14 protein-coding genes are annotated in these 17,650 nt (G+C 65.8%); 7 read left to right on the top strand and 7 right to left on the bottom strand.

Annotated features, from left to right (window positions below; translation table 11 throughout):
• Positions 1 to 35: 35 nt before the first annotated feature.
• Complete coding sequence (locus NOV86_RS19065) at positions 36 to 1,211, bottom strand: MFS transporter (RefSeq protein WP_267643392.1); 1,176 nt, start codon at positions 1,209 to 1,211, stop codon at positions 36 to 38.
• A gap of 107 nt (positions 1,212 to 1,318) precedes the next feature.
• Between NOV86_RS19065 and NOV86_RS19070 the strand changes: the two genes are divergently transcribed.
• Positions 1,319 to 1,735: a universal stress protein gene (locus NOV86_RS19070; RefSeq protein WP_267643394.1), complete on the top strand. Its 417-nt coding sequence runs from the start codon at positions 1,319 to 1,321 to the stop codon at positions 1,733 to 1,735.
• Between the two features lie 610 nt (positions 1,736 to 2,345).
• Here NOV86_RS19070 and NOV86_RS19075 read toward each other — a convergent pair.
• Together NOV86_RS19075 and rdfA are read right to left on the bottom strand one after the other, a co-directional pair.
• Complete coding sequence (locus NOV86_RS19075; RefSeq protein ID WP_267643395.1) at positions 2,346 to 4,301, bottom strand: archaea-specific SMC-related protein; 1,956 nt, start codon at positions 4,299 to 4,301, stop codon at positions 2,346 to 2,348.
• Between the two features lie 85 nt (positions 4,302 to 4,386).
• Complete coding sequence (rdfA, locus tag NOV86_RS19080) at positions 4,387 to 5,004, bottom strand: rod-determining factor RdfA (protein ID WP_267643396.1); 618 nt, start codon at positions 5,002 to 5,004, stop codon at positions 4,387 to 4,389.
• 92 nt (positions 5,005 to 5,096) lie between these two features.
• On the opposite strand from rdfA, the gene NOV86_RS19085 reads away from it, so the two are divergent.
• Together NOV86_RS19085 and NOV86_RS19090 are read left to right on the top strand one after the other, a co-directional pair.
• Positions 5,097 to 5,837 carry a ThuA domain-containing protein gene (locus NOV86_RS19085; protein WP_267643397.1) on the top strand — a complete coding sequence of 247 codons (741 nt, stop codon included), beginning with the start codon at positions 5,097 to 5,099 and terminating at the stop codon, positions 5,835 to 5,837.
• A 419-nt stretch (positions 5,838 to 6,256) separates the two neighbouring features.
• The gene (locus NOV86_RS19090) at positions 6,257 to 7,051 is read left to right on the top strand and encodes an IclR family transcriptional regulator (RefSeq protein ID WP_267643398.1); all 795 of its coding nucleotides are present in this window, start codon (positions 6,257 to 6,259) and stop codon (positions 7,049 to 7,051) included.
• A 7-nt stretch (positions 7,052 to 7,058) separates the two neighbouring features.
• Here the strand turns inward: NOV86_RS19090 and NOV86_RS19095 are convergent, their stop codons facing one another.
• Positions 7,059 to 8,726, bottom strand: a complete 1,668-nt coding sequence (locus tag NOV86_RS19095; RefSeq protein WP_267643400.1) for an aldehyde ferredoxin oxidoreductase family protein — start codon at positions 8,724 to 8,726, stop codon at positions 7,059 to 7,061.
• Positions 8,727 to 8,884: 158 nt separating this feature from the next.
• Here NOV86_RS19095 and NOV86_RS19100 point away from each other — a divergent pair, with 158 nt between their 5' ends.
• Together NOV86_RS19100 and NOV86_RS19105 are read left to right on the top strand one after the other, a co-directional pair.
• A complete protein-coding gene (locus tag NOV86_RS19100; protein WP_267643401.1) occupies positions 8,885 to 10,270 on the top strand; it encodes an aspartate aminotransferase family protein in 1,386 nt (461 codons plus the stop codon).
• A 94-nt stretch (positions 10,271 to 10,364) separates the two neighbouring features.
• Positions 10,365 to 10,751, top strand: coding sequence for a Rid family detoxifying hydrolase (locus NOV86_RS19105; RefSeq protein ID WP_267643402.1), 387 nt, complete (start codon positions 10,365 to 10,367; stop codon positions 10,749 to 10,751).
• A gap of 27 nt (positions 10,752 to 10,778) precedes the next feature.
• Here NOV86_RS19105 and NOV86_RS19110 read toward each other — a convergent pair whose 3' ends face one another.
• Entirely contained in the window at positions 10,779 to 11,432 is a 654-nt protein-coding gene (locus tag NOV86_RS19110; protein ID WP_267643403.1) for a DUF8102 family protein, read from the bottom strand.
• 422 nt (positions 11,433 to 11,854) lie between these two features.
• On the opposite strand from NOV86_RS19110, the gene NOV86_RS19115 reads away from it, so the two are divergent.
• Positions 11,855 to 13,480, top strand: a complete 1,626-nt coding sequence (locus tag NOV86_RS19115) for a BCCT family transporter (protein ID WP_267643405.1) — start codon at positions 11,855 to 11,857, stop codon at positions 13,478 to 13,480.
• Positions 13,481 to 13,597: 117 nt separating this feature from the next.
• A complete protein-coding gene (locus NOV86_RS19120; protein WP_267643407.1) occupies positions 13,598 to 14,956 on the top strand; it encodes an aminotransferase class III-fold pyridoxal phosphate-dependent enzyme in 1,359 nt (452 codons plus the stop codon).
• Between the two features lie 27 nt (positions 14,957 to 14,983).
• On the opposite strand, the gene ilvA is transcribed toward NOV86_RS19120, so the two are convergent.
• Positions 14,984 to 16,261, bottom strand: coding sequence for a threonine ammonia-lyase (ilvA, locus tag NOV86_RS19125; RefSeq protein WP_267643409.1), 1,278 nt, complete (start codon positions 16,259 to 16,261; stop codon positions 14,984 to 14,986).
• The gene (locus NOV86_RS19130; protein ID WP_267643410.1) at positions 16,258 to 17,538 is read right to left on the bottom strand and encodes an amidohydrolase; all 1,281 of its coding nucleotides are present in this window, start codon (positions 17,536 to 17,538) and stop codon (positions 16,258 to 16,260) included. Before NOV86_RS19130 ends, ilvA begins: the two co-directional genes overlap by 4 nt.
• Positions 17,539 to 17,650: the final 112 nt, after the last annotated feature.

Consider the following 17,650-nt stretch of genomic DNA (forward strand, 5'->3'; position numbering starts at 1 on the left):
GTAATCGTTCCGGTCGTGTCAAATTCGGGTGCAGGTCAGACGACGTCCGCGACCCCGGCGGCACCGGACCGTCCCACCGCGACGTAGGTGGTGGCCGTCACGACGACGAGTGCACCCATGACGAGGACCAGGATGGGCATCGCGTCCGAGATGCCGAACCGGGCCGCGAGCAGGCCGACGACGAAGGGGCCGACCGTGATTCCCACGAAGTTCGCCCCGGTTGCGATGGCGTTGACCGGGCCGCTGAATCCTGGTGCTGCGTCCATACCGAACGCGGAGAGCGTCGGAAAGAAGCCCGCGATGAAGAACCCGAGCCCCATGACGACCGGAAGCAGGACGGTCTCGACCCGGAACACGAACGCGAGGACGAGCAGTGGGAGCGACCCGAGCCCGACGAGGGCGACCAGCTCCAGATGGCCGAGCCTGTCCGCGAGGACGCTGTAGACGAGTCGGCCGGGGATGTACATCACGAGGAAACTCGACAGCAGGACGTTCGCCGTCTCCCGGGGGAGGAACTGCGTCGCGAAGAAGGGCAACCACGTGAACACCGTGCCCTCGACGAAGCCACTGCAGAGGAGGGCAGCGACCATGCCGAGGATGGCCGGTCGGTGGAGGACCGTCCTGAGACCCGCCAGCGAGATGGTCTCCTCCGACCAGGTCGCTTCGGGGAGTTCGAGCCGCCAGAGCAGCACCAGTAGCGGTACCAGGGCCACTCCCACGAGGACGTACATCAGACGCCAGTCTCCGTTGGCGAGGACGGCGTTGACCAGCAGTGGGCCTGCAGTGGCACCGAGCGCCCACAGCAGCCCGTAGAGGTTGAACATCCGGGCGCGCGTCTCGGGGTAGAGGTGGCTCAACAGGGGCCGGTCGAGGCCACGCACGATTCCCAGCCCGAGGCCCTGTATCAGCAACAACAGGAGAACCGCAGCGAACGACGAGGTCAGGCTGATGACGAACGAACACGCCACCACGGCCACCATGCCGATACCCAGCATGCGTCTGATGTCGAGCGACCCGGAGCGCATCCCCACGACCATGACCGCGGTGAGCAATCCGACGGTCCCGGCGGGTCCGACCAGCCCTAGCAGGTCCTGCGTGACGATGAACTCGGTCTCGAAGACCGGCAGGAGGGCTCCTCTCGTCTGCTGGAGCACCCCGTGCCCGGCGATAAAGCAGAACAGCACGGCTGTCCAGACGCGGCGCGTACTCATGCTAACTCCATGTACGAAGGGGTGGTTAACGATTCCGCTCCCCGGGTCCCCACGCGGTGGTACCGCCCCCATCCTTCTATAATGGTGCAGGTCGTTAGCACGACTGCATGTATCGGATACTGGCAGCAGTCGGTACAGATATCGAGCGAGCACGAACGCAGGTCGAGTACATCCGGAACCTCCCGGACGCGTCGACGAACGTCGCGGTGACCATCGTCCACTCGTACGTCGAGGAGGACGACGCCAACACGCCCGTCGACGAGTCGCTCCCGCCGGAGGAGAGCGATGCGGTCATCGAGGTCCGGTCCCAACTCGAGGCGCACGACATCGAGGTCGACAAGCAGGAGATATACAGTCCCGTCGACCGGGGCATCCTCGACGCGGCCGAGGACGTCGGTGCCGAGCAGATCGTCATCGCCGGCCGGAAACGGACCCCCGTCGGGAAGGCACTGTTCGGCAGCACCACCCAGTCGGTGCTGCTCCGGTCCGACATCCCGGTCGTCGTGACCGGCGTGCCCGAATGACCGACCGCGTCCAGCGCGACCTGCGATAGCCACACACGAGCAGCCCCACCGCAACACCGCCGGTCGGGCTGGCCAGCCACGGCTATAGCGACCGTTCTCCTTCCTGCGCGACCCCCGACTCTCGGTGTCGACGCCAGTTTGCCTCCGCTTGTCGATGGATAGCCCGTCGTTCGGGATACGACGAGCACCGGGAGTGAGCTGACCTGCGCGGCAGTCACAGATTCAGCTATATGATTCGTGTCACTTGGACACACGTGCGTTCAATCTGGTGGTTCAAAGCGCAGACTGACGAAACGATACCTGAGTGGAAACCTGAAACATGGGTATTATTCATTAGCGTATTACACTCGAATACTGCGATAGATTACCAGAATTGTACCGCATACGAATCATACCACCACTATTTCACGGTGACGAATCCGGCGGCAATAACGTTTCAGCGTCTGGGTAGATGGCGTGTCGCCCAGTGTATAATCATGATTGAATGTATGTGAATCACTAGACCACTGGCATCGGTCGCTCCTTCGAAGGACGTTCGGACCACGATGACTGTCGGTTCGTGCCTTCACAGCGGCCCGCAGTCAGCCCGAAAAACGGCGGCAGCCGGGCGTCAGATCTGGCTGATGCGCGGGTGGGCGTCGTCGACGGCCTCGGCGTCCTCGGGCAGCAGCGCCGCCACGAGGAAGTCCGGGTAGTCCTGGAAGTAGTCGACGAGCCGGGCGATTCGGTCGGAATCGATGGCCTCCAGCGAGTCCAGCAGCATGAACGGGACCTCCTCGTGGACGTCGTGGACGAGGTAGCCCGCCAGCGCGAACACCAGCCCGGTGACCTCGCGTTCGCTCTCGGAGAGGTGCGAGATGGTGTCCTCGTAGGCCGTGCCGGACTCGGACTCACGGATGATGTGCAGGGTGAAGTCCTTCTTCGTCACCTTCCGGCGTCCCTCGCGCTCCTCGCGTTCGCTCCGTTCTATCCAGATACGGGCGATGTTCTCGTACTCGAGGACGTCGAGCACCGTCTCCATGTGGTGGTTGAACGACTCGACCGCCTCGGCCTCGATCTGCTCGATGCGGGTGCGCAGGTCCTCCAGTTCGGCGTTGATATCCTCACGTTCGGCCTCGAGGTCCGCACGGGTGTCGAGTTCGTCGTCGACCTCGTCGATCTCGCGGTCGAGCTCGTCGCGCTCGCGTTCGAGGCGGTTCAGCTCGACCTCGAGCTGGCTCGCCTCCTTGTGGAGGCTGAGGACGGTGTCGTCCTTCCGGGTCTGGAGCGACTCGACCTCGGCCTCGATGTCCTCGACCTCGCTCTCGAGTTCCGCGAGCCGGTCCTCGAGCTGGTCGACGTTCGCCTCCCGGCTCTCGATCTGCTCTCGCGTCCGTTCGAGGCGCTGGGTGACCTGATTGCGCTGGCGCTCTTTCTCCTGGTAGGTGATGCGCTCGTTCTCGAGGTCGTCTATCTCGTCGTCGATGTCGCGGGACTCGCTCAGTTTCTCCTTGCGGAGCTCCTTGAGGCGCTCGACAGTCGCCTCGATGTCCTCGCGGTCGACCTCGTGGCCGCAGGTCCAGCAGACGACCTGCTCGGAGTCGTCGAGCAACTTGTCGGTGACGGGGCCGTCGTCGGACTCGTGCCCGTCGGTCAGCGCGTCGAGGATGTCCGAACTCGCGCCCTCGAGGTTGTCCTCGTTGAACTGGATGATCTGCTGGAGGGTGCTCACCTCCGACTGGAGGCTCTGTTTCTCCTTGCGGAGCCGGGAGATCTCCGCGTCGATGTCGTCTATCTTCCCGGTCGGTTCGGCGGGGAGTTCCTCCACGTCCGTCTCGAGTTCGTCTTTCTCCTCGCGCAGCGCCTCGAGGCTCTGGCGCTGGACCTCGAGTTCCTGGCGGGCGTCGCTCAGCTCGGCGCGCACGTCGCTGAGCTCCTCCATCTTCGCCTCGAGTTCTTCCTTCTCCTCTCTGGACTCGTCGACGTCCGCGTCCGCGGCCTCTATCTCCTCGCGCTTGGCCTCGAGTTCGGCGCGTTTCTCGTCGATCTCGTCCTCGAGTTCGGCGCGTTTCGTCTCGAGTTCCGGGAGTCGCTGGCTGAGCCGGGAGAGCTCGTCGAGCCGGTCGTCGATACGGGCCTTCTCGTCCTCCAGCGTGTCGATCTCGTCCTTGATGGCGTCCGTGTCGACCGGCCGCATGATGAGTTCGCGGAGGTTCTGCTCGGTCAGGACGGCCTGTCGCGTCTCGTTGGTCGCGAGCAAGAACGCGAACAGGTCGGCGAGTTCGGGGTCGTCGAGGTAGGGGTCGCCCTCCATCCGCGTGGTGCCGTTCTCCCGGTAGAGGTGTCGTGTGTACGTCTGGTCGCCGATGGTGAGTTCGGCGTAGCCTTCCTCTGCATCGGACTTGATGGAGACGTCGTCGCTGCCCAGGACGGCCATGATGGAGCGCAACAGCGAGGTCCGGTTCGTCGCGTTGCGGCCTGCCAGTACGTTCACCCCCGCGTCGAACTCGACGCTGGTCTCGGAGATACCACCGATGTTCTCTACGGTGAGACGCACAGTCTTGTCAGCACGTGTAACCTGTTCCATACCCCCGCTTACAGGCCCTGGTATGTAATTCTTTGGAAACTAGCACCCTCACCGACACGTATGTTACAACAGTATGTCTGTAACACTACTCCGATTCGCACGCACAGCCACCGCGTTCGAGGAGGTCGGTCACGTCGTAGCTGCGCCCACAGTCCTCACAGAGCACCTGGATGTCGTTCAGCACGTTGAAGCTCCCGAGCGTGATGGCGTCGTTCTTCTGGAGGCCTTCGAGGGACCGCTCGGTGACGGCCGTCGTCCGGCCGCGCAGGCGCTGGATGGTCTGTTCGGCCTTCTCGACGCGTTCCTCGTCGCTCGGCTCGGGCTGTTCGGCGTCGCGGTGGTTCTTCAGGTACCGGTAGATGGTCTGGTGGGAGACGAAGTCGTTCTCGACGCCCTCGACGTCGACCCCGTTCTGTTCCAGGCGCGCCCGGACGAGCGTCTGGTCCGACTCCTCGCCCGTGAGCGCGTTGTAGACGTGGTCGATGTTCTCGCCGAGCGTGACCACGTCGCTGGCGTCGATGGCCGACTGCAGGATGCGCTTGTTGAACAGGTCGGCGAGGTCCCGGACGCTCCGTTTCTCGTCGCCGTCGCCGAGCCAGAGACGTTCGAGTTCGTCACCCACGTCGCCGAGGTCGTACTTCTGGATCACCCGGTCGACCTTGTTGGTGGGCTCGTTCGCGCCGTCAGACGTGGGATCACTCATTGCAGGTAGCTACGGGCAACCGGGACTTAAAACCGCGACATCGCCACGTCGCCCGGCAAGGCTTAAGCGCCCGGCGGGTCGACGATGCGACCATGACGACGCGCGTGACGGTCTGGAACGAACACAGGCACGAACAGGAGAACGAGGCGGTCGCCGAGGTCTACCCGGACGGCATCCACGCCGTCATCGCGGACGCGCTCCGGGAGGGCGGGTTCACGGTCGAGACCGCGACGCTCGACGACCCGGAGCACGGCCTGACAGAGGCGGTCCTCGCGGAGACGGACGTGCTCACCTGGTGGGGGCACAGGGCCCACGACGAGGTCGCCGACGAGGTGGTCGAGCGCGTGAAGGAGCACGTCCTCGACGGGATGGGCCTGCTCGTCCTGCACTCGGGGCACTTCTCGAAGATCTTCCGCGAGCTGATGGGGACGTCCTGCGCCCTGAAGTGGCGGGACGCCGGCGAGAAAGAGCGACTCTGGGTGACCGACCCCAGCCACCCCATCACCGACGGCCTGCCCGAGCAGTTCGTGGTGCCGGAGGCGGAGATGTACGGGGAACACTTCGACGTCCCACAGCCCGAGCGCCTGGTGTTCACCTCGTGGTTCGAGGGTGGCGAGGTGTTCCGCTCCGGCTGTTGCTACCACCGCGGCGAGGGCAAGGTGTTCTACTTCCGGCCGGGCCACGAGACGTTCCCAATCTACTACCAGGAGGAGGTCCGGCAGGTCCTCCGGAACGCCTGCGAGTGGGCCGCCCCCAGCGACGACGGGCCCGAGGTCTATCGCGGGAACCACGAGCCACTGGAGGAACTCGATTCGACGCCCGAAGGGCGCTGAGGGCGGACCAGTTCGGGGTTCTCTCGTCGGGTCCTCTCCGGGCTTCTGCTCGCACCCACGAACCAGCGTCAGGACACGCAGCGATGACAGGATAGATGATGACAGATGGTCTTAAAAACGTTCGATTTTGCGGAACCTCGTGCAGTACGCATCCCAGAATGGACAGCTCAGGCTGTGAGAACGGGTTTCAACTGAGACGAACGCGTACATCGTTTCCAATCTCGGAATCAGTTTATACTGGTCCGGCCGCTCTCTGCTCGACAGACGACCAGAACACTTCGTTTCACGAAATCTGTCCGGAACAATCCCACTGACGACTGTTGACACACCACATAGACGTATGAACGTTCGCGCGAGCCGAACGGCTACCCGTACCCTCCCGGGAGTACATCTTTACGTCCGGCCGACAGACTGCCCCCATGGGTGAACGCGACACGGGTCACGGGTTGAAGACGACGGCAGCCTCGCTGGAGCTCGTCGAGACCATCCTCGAGCTCGAAGGCGCGACGATGACGGAGCTCGTGGACGCGACGGGCCTCGCGAAGAGCACGGTCCACAGTCACCTCACGACGCTCGCGGAGTACGGCTACGTCGTCAACCGGGACAACCGGTACCACCTCGGGTCGAAGTTCTGCCATCTGGGGGACTACGTCCGCACGCGGAAGGACTACTACCGCATCGCCCAGGAGACCATCGCCTGGCTCGACGAGGAGTCCTCGATGGAGCCGGACTTCACCGTCGAGGAGCACGGTCGCATCGTCTCGCTGTACGGCGACCTCGTGTTCGCGAACTCGCCACGGTTCCTCATCGACGGGAGTCCCTTCCACGTCCACACGACCGCCTCCGGCAAGGCCATCATCGCCGAGTACCCCGAGAGCCGGGTCCGGGAGATCATCGACCGCTGGGGGCTGCCGGCCCCGACAGACCGGACCATCACCACGGAAGCAGAACTCTTCGAGGAACTCGAACAGGTGCGCGAGCAGGGCTACGGCGAGGCGAACAGCGAGGCCATCGAGGGCTTCTGGGCGGTCGGGAAGGCCGTGAAGTCGCCGCGCGGCGAGGTACTCGGGTCCCTGAACCTGAGCGGGCCGGCCTACGCGGTCGACGAGGACACGAAGGCGACGCAGGTCGAACTGCTGGAACAGGGCGTCGAACGCTTCGAGCGAGGGCTGGTCGAGATGTACCAGCCAGAGACAGCGGGTGAGAACGAGTGAGCGGTCGTCAGGCCGGGACCTTCTCCGAGGGCACGACGCCGTCACCGGTCCAGCCCCGGCGGTCGTAGTACTCTTCGAGGGCGTCCTCGAAGCCCGGCAGCTGGTCCTCGTACGGCAGTTCGTCGTCGTCGCGGTCGAAGCCGCGCTGGTTGTTGAAGTGACGCTCCAGCCGGACGATGCGGTCGCCGACCGCGAGCAGGTCCTCGAAGTCCGCGCCGAACAGCATCTCGTAGCGCTCCGGAGTCATGTAGTCCCGGGAGAACTTGCAGACGACGCCGCTGTCGTTGACCGCCATCTGGTTCTCCTTCTCGATGAGGCGCTGGGGCTTGCCCTCGAACCCACTCGGCGGGTACGCGTCGTCCTCCTCGACGAGGGGGTACTCCTGCGAGTAGAAGACGGCGTACATGTGGTCGGCACCGCGGTTCGCAACCGCGTAGGAGAGGCCCTGGCCGTGGAGGACGCGCCCCTCGTGGGCCGCGAAGTCGAGGCCCTTCACCGTCCAGTCCTCGACCCCGAGGTCGTCGTGCACGCGAGCGATGCCCTCGGCGAGGTCGTCGCCGATGCCCTCGCGCGTTGCGATCTTCTCGACCGTCTCGTGGATGAGGTCGGTGTTGCCGAACTCGTCCTCGCTGGCGAGGTAGGCCGCGACGGTGTTCCCGGCCGAGATGGCGTCGAGGCCGTAGCGGTCACAGAGCTCGTTCGACTTCATCACGTCGACGATGTCGTCGACCCCGGAGTTCGAGCCGAAGGCCATCGCGACCTCGAACTCGGGACCCTCGGTCTCGACGCCGCGTTCCTCGTCCTTCGTCGGGAGTTTGCACGCGAACGCGCAGGCCGAACAGGTCCCCTTCTTGTACTTCTTCTCCTCGACGGCGCTGCCGTTGATGCCGTCGGCGCCGTCGAAGTGGCGCTCGGAGAAGTAGTACGACGGGAGGCCGTCCATCTCGTTGGCGAGGTCCATCACGGCGACCGTCCCCTGACGCTTCATGATGTGATCGTCGGTCGCGGCCTCGCGGTGGATCTCCATCTGGGAGGACGGGATGTCGATGTCGGGGGCGGAGTCGCCCTCGAAGGTGACCGCCTTCACGTTCTTCGAGCCGAGGACGGCCCCGAGGCCGCCGCGACCGAAGGCGCGCTCCTCGCTGGTCATGATGGAGGCGAACCGGACGAGGTTCTCGCCGGCCGGGCCGACGACCGCGGTCTGGTCGGCGCCGATGTCGTGCTCCTCGTCGAGGTAGGAGACCGTCTCGGGCACGGTCGCCCCGGCGAGGTCGGGCACCGGCTCGAACTCGATGGACTCGTCGGTGACGTGGAGGACGAGCAGTTCGTCGCTCTCGCCGGTGATCTCGACGGCCGCGTACCCCGTGTCGGCGAAGTTGCGGGACATGAACCCGCCCGCGTTCGAGGAGAGCAGGCCGTTCGTCAGTGGCGAGACGCTGGTGCAGTTCATCCGCCCGGTGAAGCTCATGGTCGAGGCCTGCATCGGCCCCGTGGTGAAGTACACCCTGTTCTCCGCGTCGAAGGGGTCCACGTCGAACGGGATGCGGTCGTGGGCGAGTCTCGTCCCCACGCCGCGGCCCCCGATGTAGTCCGCGAGCACGTCGTCGATGTCCTCGGTCCGTGTCTCGCGGGCGTCGACGTCGACCGTCAACAGTGGTCCCTCGGTGTGTAGCATCACCCAGAACACGTCGTGCCATCCCCAAAGCGATTACGAAACATGTGGTATCCGTACACAATCGTCGCGCCGAAGGTGGTGGCGAAACCAGTTACTGTGTACATTGTCCATAGGAAGCGTGGACAAGTTATTTATTCTAGTTCCACATGGGTCAGTATATGGCTGCAGGTCCACCCATCGAAGAGTTGCACTTCGACGACGCACCGAACGTCGACAGCGTCCCGGGGCCGAAATCGAAGCGACTCATCGAGAAGCAACAGCGTATCGACAGCAGCGCCGTCGCGTACCCGGAGGACATCCCCATCGCCTTCGACAGCGGGAAGGGCGCCACGGTCAGGGACGCCGACGGGAACGTCTTCATCGACATGTTCGCCGGCATCGGCGTCATGAACGTCGGGCACGCGAACCCGTACGTGCTCGAGGCGGTCCACGAGCAGACCGACCGGTTCGTCCACACCGTCGACTTCCCGACCGAGGCCCGGCTCGAACTCATCGAGAAGCTCGACGAGATCGCTCCGGGTGCCCTGCAGGGCAACAACAAGGTCGTCTTCGGCGGCCCGACCGGGAGCGACGCCATCGAGGCGTCCATCAAGCTCGCCAAGTACAACACCGGCGGCACCGGGCTGGTCGCGTTCCGCGGCGCCTACCACGGCGCGACCAGCGGGGCGATGAGCCTCACCGGGAACAAGGACTTCAAGGGCGACTACACGCCCCTCCTGCCCGACGTGACCCACGCCCCGTACCCGAACCCGGTCGAGATGGACAAGGCACCGCAGGCCGCGGTCGACCACGCGCTCGAGGAGGTCAAGGCCATCTTCGAGGACCCCTACGGCGGGTTCGCGAACCCGGCCGGCATCTTCGTCGAACCTATCCAGGGCGAGGGCGGCGTCGTGACGCCCCCGGAGGGCTTCCTGCAGGGGCTCCGCGACATCGCCGACGACAACGGCGTGCCCCTCATCTTCGACGAGATCCAGAGCGGCCTCGGCCGCTCCGGCGAGTGGTGGGCGAGCGAGTGGTACGACGTGACCCCCGACGTGATGACCTCGGCGAAGGCGCTCGGCGGGACCGGCTTCCCGCTCTCGGCCACCATGTACCACGAGGACCTCGACACGTGGGGCTCCGGTGACCACGCCGGGACCTACCGCGGCCACGTCGTCGGCATGCGCGCCGGCACCCGCGCCATCGAGTACATCCAGGAGCACGACCTGCTCTCGCACGCCCGCGACCTCGGCGAGTACATCCGCGGTCGACTCGAGGAGGCCGCCGAGGCGAACCCGCGCATCGTGGACGTCCGCGGCAAGGGCCTGTTCATCGGCGCCGAGTTCGTCGACGAGGACGGCAACCCGGACGACGAGGCGGCCGACGAACTGCAGGACTACTGCTTCGAGCACGGCGTCCTCGTCTGGAAGGCCGGCCGGCACGGCAACGTCCTCCGGCTGCTGCCGCCGCTCGTCCTGACCCACGACCTCGCCGAGACCGCACTCGACGTCATCGTCGAGGGCATCGAGGAGGTCACCAGTCAGGCGGTCGCCGGCCAGCACTGAGAACGGCCCCCCACCAACCCGCAGCGCACCCGCCGCCGCACCCACATCCCACCTTCCGACCGAACTCCCACTTCAGCAGAATCCCACACCACCCATGCCAGCTCAGCGAGTCAAAACGGACGACGCACCGCGCACCGACAACCCCTACTCGCAGGGGGTCCGCGCCGGGGACACGCTGTACGTCTCCGGTTACGGCCCGGTCGACCCCGACACGATGGACGACGTCGAGGGCGACATCGCAGCACAGACCGACCAGGTACTCGACAACATCGCCGCGGTCGTCGAGGAGGCCGGTGGTGACGGCCTCGACGACGTGGTCAAGATCACCGTCTACGTCACCGACCTCGACGACTACGAACGCGTCAACGAGGCCTACGGCGCTCGCTTCGGCGAGGTCCCACCCGCCCGCGTCTGTGTCGAGGTCTCGCGACTCCCAGGTGACGTCCGGGTCGAGATGGACGCCATCGCGCACCTCGGATAGCGGAGAGAAGAGAACCGGCTCGCCCGGTCAGTCGTTCAGTTCTTCGACGCGCCTGTCGCGCTGTTCGTTCGCCTGGTCGACCTTCGCGATGAACTCGGACATCTGGGCCTTCATCTCGGAGCGCAGGTCCGACGGCGAGAAGTCCTCGGATTCGGCGAGCAGCCGGACGAACGCCTGGAGTTCCTCGTCGGTCACCTGCTCGAAGTCGCCGCCCTCGAGCTTGTCGATGACGGCGTCGACGTCGATCTGGCCGACCGGGTCGACATTGAAGTCGACGGTGACCATCCGGTAGTCCGAGCCGGCCAGCTCCTGTTCGGCCCTGTTCACCCCCTCTGCGAGCATGTCCTTGAACGGGGTGTAGTAGCCCATCGTCCCGAGGTGGAGGAACGCGAGCATGTCGGTGATGCCCTGCGTGTACGCCTCGCGGTCCTCGGCGTCCGGGTTGAAGACGGTCTCGCGGTCGCGCTCCTCGAGGCACTCGAACAGGATGGTGAAGTCGAGGATGGCGTTGCGGAGCCGACGTCGGATGCGGTTGCGCTTCTGTTTCTTCGAGTGCTCGGTGTAGTCGGTCTTGCGCCCGAGCAGGAACTCGCGGTCGCTCGGCGTGAGGATACCGCGACCCCTGTCGGCGGAGTAGGTGAGTTCGGGTTCGCCGTCGCCCGCGTCGCGTTCGTTGCTCATATACAGAAAGTGTATACATCCACGATTAAACCTTACGAGAAACGGCGGAATGAAGGACATATATCCGATAAGAGGGTTCCAGTAGCCAGTCTGTCTACAGTACCTGTATATAGAATCGAGTTGGCTCGCTCGCTCCAGCCGCCACCACACGCTGGGACCAGAGCATGGCGGGCCGAACGCGATTCCAGCATCTCGTGGCGGCCAGCGACCCGCGGCACAGAGTAAACGGATTCCGTAGCCACCATCACCAGTAATCGAAAGCTTTAACATGGATATTACTGTTTATCGTGATGTACGGCACCGAGTGGCAGGGACACCCTCCATAGACACACAATGATGTGCTCAACCATACCATGCGCACGTGACAGTCGTCGCGATGCACAGTACGCGAACCAGTGGCCCGCCAACGGGGGTGGGAGCCCGTGAGCACCTCAGAGGGGCCAGTCGCGGAGTTCCTCGACGAGATCGAACCGACCATCTTCGCGTTCGGGGCGGCGATAACCATCCTGTTCGTCGTCGCGTTCAGCCTCCGGCCGGACGCGGCACTGGAGTTCGTCAACGGTATCCGGCTCTGGATACTGTCGACGTTCAACTGGTTCTTCCTCCTCGCGATGCTCTCGTTCGTCCTGTTCCTCGGGTTCGTCATCTTCGGTCCGTGGGGCAGGCTCAAGCTCGGTGATGAGAGTCCGGAGTACAGTTACTTCTCGTACTTCGCGATGATGTATTCCGCCGGACTGGCGGCAGGTATCGTCTTCTGGGGACCGGCCGAGGCCATGTTCCACTACTCGACGGTTCCGCCGTTCTTCAACGCGGAGGCGCAGACCGCAGCCGCGATGCCCCTGGCCGTCCAGTACTCCATCTTCCACTGGGCCGTCATCCAGTGGTCCTGTTTCACCGTGATGGGACTGGGCATCGGCTACTACGTCTACAACTACGGCGCACCGCTGCGCGTGTCGGCGGTGCTGACCCCCATCATCGGCGCCGACAACGTCGACGGCATGCTCGGCAAGTCCGTCGACATCCTCGCCGTGTTCGCGACCCTCGGTGGGGTCGCCACCTCACTGGGGTTCATCGGGAGCCAGTTCATCACCGGCCTCGACTTCCAGTGGGGCATCCAGCTCGGTGACATCGGGACCGTCCTCGTCATCACCGGGATGGTCGTCATCTTCACCACCTCGCTGGTGCTGGGGGTCGACAGGGGCATCCGCCGCCTGTCGAACTTCAACATGGTTCTGTTCCTGCTGCTGATGGTCGTGACGCTCGTGTTCGGGCCGACGCTGCGCATCCTCGAACTCGGGACGCAGGCCATCGGTGGCTACCTCGGGAACTTCTTCGAGATGAGCCTGTACGCACAGGCAGGCGCGACCACCACGGACAAGTGGGTCAACATCTGGACCATCTTCTACTGGCTGTGGCCCCTCGCGTGGTCGCCGTTCGCCGGACTGTTCATCGCCCGCATCTCCCGCGGTCGGAGCGTCCGCGAGGTCGCCTTCGCCGGCATCGGCGCGACCTCGCTGGCGACCATCCCGTGGTTCGCCATCGTCGGCGGCGCGGGCGTGCTGATGCAGAACAGCGGGACTGCGAGCATCCTCGGCCCGATCAGCGAGTACGGGACCGCGGTCTCCGGGTACGTCCTGTTCGGGAACCTCCCGGTCGTCGGCCCGCTGCTGCTGTTCGCCTTCCTCGTGCTGGTGACGACGTTCTTCGTCACCTCGGCCGACTCCTCGACCCTCGCGGTCGCGATGATGACGAGCGGTGGCAAGGAGGAGCCCTCCGCCGTCAACCGCATCTTCTGGGCCGTGCTGCAGGGTGCGGTCGCGTCCATCCTGATGGTCGTCGGTGGCGTCCAGGCGCTGCAGTACGCCGCCATCATCACGGGCGCGCCGTTCGCGTTCATCTGCGTCATGACGATGCTCGGGCTCATCCGGAGCTTCCAGGACGACTACGGGACCCTGCTCCTGCAGGACCGGACCCAGCTGTGGGGTCGCCCGTCCGGGAGCAAGCAGACCGGCAAGGCATCGAACGCGGCACCGCAGGACGACGACTGAGCCGGTCCTGTTTTCGACTGCGGTACCGACTTTCTCCGGTCGCTCGTCGCCGGTGGGGTCGACGGCGACTGCTGGCCGATAACAAGTTTTAATGTATGCCATCAACGATTGTTGTGTATGGATAGGGATACCGCAGAGCCGGATACAGCAGCGCTGCCCGGACCCAACGCCGAGAAGTGGATCGACTTCCACTCCGAGCACGCCGCCCCGAGCGAGTACTCCCACGAGTTCGTCTGGGACGTGACCGCCGAGGCCGACGGGCCGTTCGTCACCGACGTCGACGGGAACGTCCTCCTCGACTTCACCTGTCACATCGGGGCGGCCCCGCTCGGCTACAACAACGAGAAGGTCCTCTCGAAGCTCCGCGAGTTCGACCTCGTCGAGCCGATGAAGATCGCCGGCCAGGACATGTACTTCGGCGCCGGCCCAGACCCCGAGACCGCCGAGTTCCCCGGGTCGAGCCACCTGATGGACCAGCTGACCGACGTCTGCTCCCACTACGACATGGACACGGTCTTCCTCTCGAACTCGGGTGCGGAGGCGGTCGAGAACGCGATGAAGGTCACCCACGACCACAAGCCCGCAGCGAAGTACGGCTACGCCTTCGAGGGGAGCTTCCACGGCCGGACCCTCGGGACCCTCTCGCTCACGAAGTCGAAGGAGGTCTACACCCGGCACTACCCGGAGATCTCCGGTATCCAGACGGTCCCCTTCTGCGAGGACCGCGGCTGTTCGGCGGGCACCTGTGACTGTGGCTTCTTCGCGGGCGGCGGCTCGCGCCTGCGGAACTCCCTCTCGCCCGAGGGCGGCCACGTCAACCCCGACGAGGTGGCCTTCGCCATCCTCGAGCCCATCCAGGGGGTCGGCGGCTACCGCTTCCCGAGCGAGGAGTTCATGGCCGAGGTCGGCGACGTCTGCGACGAGTACGACATCCCCCTCGTCGTCGACGAGATACAGGCCGGCGTCGGCCGGACCGGCGAGATGTGGGCCTCGGACCACTACCCCATCGAACCGGACGTCATCGCGAGCGCGAAGGGCCTCCGCGTCGGTGCGACCATCTCGAACTCCGAGGTCTTCCCCACGGAGAAGAACCGGCTCGGGTCGACCTTCGGCGGCGGCGACCTGCTCGCCTCGATGCAGGGCGCGTTCACCCTGCAGGCCATCGAGGAGCACGACCTGCTCGACAACGCGACCGAGCGCGGCCGGCAGGCGAAGGAGCTCATCCGCGACGACGCGCCGGACCACGTCGAGGACGTGCGCGGGAAGGGGCTCATGCTGGCCGTCGAGTTCGACACGCCCGAGCGCCGGAACGCCGTCGTGGAGGCCGCACTCGAACGCGGGCTGCTGACGCTGGGCTGTGGCAAGAAGACCATCCGGCTCCTGCCTCCGCTCGACTCGACCGAGCGCGAGATCGAGCTGGGGACGTCCATCTTCTGTGAGGCGATGGACGCGGTGGCGACCCCGGCACTCGCCTGACCGCGGGACAGAGAGAAAAGACTCCGCCTACAGTTTCGACTTGCTGCCGACGACCGTGACCGCCTCGTGCGCGTCGAGCGATTCGAGGACGGTCTGCAGGTGGTCGGGACCGCTGCCGGCGATGCCGACCGTGACCGGGACCCGGTTCGGGTCGTCGGTGGCTCGCCGGTTCGCGCGTTCGACCTCGTCCAGTGCTGCGCCCGTCTCCTCGACGACCTCGGCGACCGCGGTCAGTGCGGTCGGCCAGCCCCTGAGTTCGAGCCGCAGGTCGACGTACCGACCCAGCTCCTGGAGGCCGCTCCGGGTCACCTCGGCGTGTTCGGTCAGGTCGACGTTGCCGCCGGAGACCACGGCCGCGACGTGCTCACCGTCGACGTCGACCGCTCCCGAGAGGAGCGCGGCGACCGGTGCTGCGCCTGCCGTCTCGGCGACCGTCTTCGCGCGCTCGGCGAGCACCGTCGTCGCGACGGTCAGGTCGCGGTCGCTCACCGACACCACGTCGTCCACGCGTTCGCGGATGACCGCGAAGGTCTGTTCGAGCAGCCGGGCGTCCGCGATGCCCTCGGCGACGGTGTCGACCTCGGCGAGCCGGTGGATCTCGTCCTGTTCCAGCGACGGCTTCGCGTGGGCGGCACCCTCAGGCTGGACGCCCACGACCCGCACGTCGGCGTCGTGGGCCTTCAGCACCGTCGCCATGCCCGAGATGAGCCCACCACCGCCGATGGAGACCAGCACGGTGTCCACGTCGGGGGTCTCGTCGAGGATCTCCATGCCGACCGTTCCCTGCCCGGCGATGATGTCCGGGTCGTCGAAGGGATGGACGAACTCCAGCCCCTCCTCGTCGGCCAGTTCGAGGGCGTACTCGTAGGACCCCTCGTACTGCTCGCCCTCGACGACGACCTCGGCGCCGTAGCCCCGGGTCGCCTCTATCTTCGCGGCGGGCGTTATCTCGGGGACGACGATGGTCGTGTCGATGCCGAGCAGTTGGCCCGCGAGCGCGACGCCCTGGGCGTGGTTGCCCGCGCTGGAAGCGACGACGCCGCGCTCGCGGACGTCCTCGGGGAGCTGGGCCATCGCGTTGTACGCGCCGCGTATCTTGAACGAGCCGGTGCGCTGCATGTTCTCCAGTTTGAGGTCGACCCGGGCCGCCCCGCTGCGGTCGGCGATGGTGGTCGACCCGTCGAGAGGCGTGTGGTGGACCACGTCGGCGAGTCGGTCGTGGGCCGCCTCCACGTCGTCGGGCGTGACGACCGCCGACGCAGGCGGAACCGAATCGCCGGTCGCCGACTCCTGCCCCCGGCTCATGGCCCGTCTTCGGCGACCGAGAGAATCGAGTCCGTGAGTACCTCGACGCCCGTCTCGAGGCTGCGTTCGTCCACGTCGAAGGTGGGCGTGTGGTGGCTCGTCGGGTGGTCGGTACCGACGATGGCGTAGCACGCGAGGCCGCCGTCCTCCTGGACGCGCTCCATGAGGAAGGTCGCGTCCTCGCTGGCGCCGAAGTCGGCCGTCGGGACGATGGTCTCGACGCCGTCGACCTCCGAGGCCACGCCTGCGACCACGTCGACGAGTTCGGGGTCGCTGTCGGCGCGCGGGCTCTCGCTCACGATGTCCACGTCGGCCTCGCAGCCGTGCATCTCGGCGGCCGTCTCGAACTTCCGGCGGAGTTCGGCCTTCGCGTACTCCATGAGTTCGGTCGTCTCACCGCGGGCCTCGGCGACGGCCTCGACGTCCTCCGCGATGATGTTGCTCGCGGTGCCGCCCTCGACCCGGCCGACGTTGACGCGGGTCATCCCGTCGGAGTGGCGGGGGATACCGTAGACGTTCTCGATGGCGGTTCCGAGCGCCTGGATGGCGTTGCTCCCCTCCTCGGGCGCCTTCCCGGCGTGGGCCGACGTGCCCTCGATCTCGACGTCGACGTGGCACATCGCCAGGGGACGCTCGATGCCCGCGACGACCTCGCCGGTCGGGTGGTCGAGGCCGACGTGGACCGCGAACAGGTAGTCGATGTCCTCGCAGTACTCGCTCTTCGCCATGGGTGCGCCACCGCCGGATATCTCCTCGGCGGGCTGGAAGAACACGACGAGGCGACCCGAGAAGTCGCTCTCCTTCACGGCTTCGAGGGTCGCCAGCCCCCACGTCATGTGGGAGTCGTGCCCGCAGGCGTGCATGGTCTCGCCAGTCTCGGACCGGAAACCTTCGTCGCTCGGGACGTGGCCCTCGTCTCCCGATTCCTCGATGTACAGCCCGTCGATGTCGACGCGCAGGCCGACCGTCGGCCCCTCGCCGCGGTCGAGGACCGCGACGGCGCCCGTCGTACCGCCCCGCAGGTCCTCGAGGATGTCGGGATCGGCCCCCCTGTCGAGGGCGCGCTGGAACCACTCGGTCAGTTCGTCCTCCGGCGGGACGGCCATCCGGTCGGCCGGGTCGTACGCCTCTGCCCCGACGGCGAGTTCGTCGACCCCGATGGCCCGTATCTCCTCGACGAGGCGGGCGGTGGTCCAGAACTCGCACCAGCCGGGTTCCGGGTAGCGATGCAGGTCACGGCGAAGCGCCGCTAATCGGTCTCGCACGGCATCTGCCATGTGTCGACGTAACAACCTCCAGGCACTTAACGGTAAACGGTTTCCGTGGACAGCGGTTACACAAAAGGACTAAGGTGTGGCCACACCATCGTCTCCGATAGACGCACACCGG

The organism is Haloarchaeobius amylolyticus, from assembly GCF_026616195.1.
Taxonomy (GTDB): Archaea; Halobacteriota; Halobacteria; order Halobacteriales; family Natrialbaceae; genus Haloarchaeobius; species Haloarchaeobius amylolyticus.

Bases quoted from the DNA above. Each gene is read 5' to 3' on its own strand.
- NOV86_RS19090 (WP_267643398.1), top strand. From the start codon at position 6,257: ATGGGTGAACGCGACACGGGTCACGGGTTGAAGACGACGGCAGCCTCG.
- NOV86_RS19070 (WP_267643394.1), top strand. From the start codon at position 1,319: ATGTATCGGATACTGGCAGCAGTCGGTACAGATATCGAGCGAGCACGA.
- ilvA (WP_267643409.1), bottom strand. From the start codon at position 16,261: ATGAGCCGGGGGCAGGAGTCGGCGACCGGCGATTCGGTTCCGCCTGCG.
- NOV86_RS19120 (WP_267643407.1), top strand. From the start codon at position 13,598: ATGGATAGGGATACCGCAGAGCCGGATACAGCAGCGCTGCCCGGACCC.
- NOV86_RS19130 (WP_267643410.1), bottom strand. From the start codon at position 17,538: ATGGCAGATGCCGTGCGAGACCGATTAGCGGCGCTTCGCCGTGACCTG.
- NOV86_RS19075 (WP_267643395.1), bottom strand. From the start codon at position 4,301: ATGGAACAGGTTACACGTGCTGACAAGACTGTGCGTCTCACCGTAGAG.
- NOV86_RS19110 (WP_267643403.1), bottom strand. From the start codon at position 11,432: ATGAGCAACGAACGCGACGCGGGCGACGGCGAACCCGAACTCACCTAC.
- NOV86_RS19105 (WP_267643402.1), top strand. From the start codon at position 10,365: ATGCCAGCTCAGCGAGTCAAAACGGACGACGCACCGCGCACCGACAAC.
- rdfA (WP_267643396.1), bottom strand. From the start codon at position 5,004: ATGAGTGATCCCACGTCTGACGGCGCGAACGAGCCCACCAACAAGGTC.
- NOV86_RS19100 (WP_267643401.1), top strand. From the start codon at position 8,885: ATGGCTGCAGGTCCACCCATCGAAGAGTTGCACTTCGACGACGCACCG.
- NOV86_RS19085 (WP_267643397.1), top strand. From the start codon at position 5,097: ATGACGACGCGCGTGACGGTCTGGAACGAACACAGGCACGAACAGGAG.
- NOV86_RS19065 (WP_267643392.1), bottom strand. From the start codon at position 1,211: ATGAGTACGCGCCGCGTCTGGACAGCCGTGCTGTTCTGCTTTATCGCC.
- NOV86_RS19095 (WP_267643400.1), bottom strand. From the start codon at position 8,726: ATGCTACACACCGAGGGACCACTGTTGACGGTCGACGTCGACGCCCGC.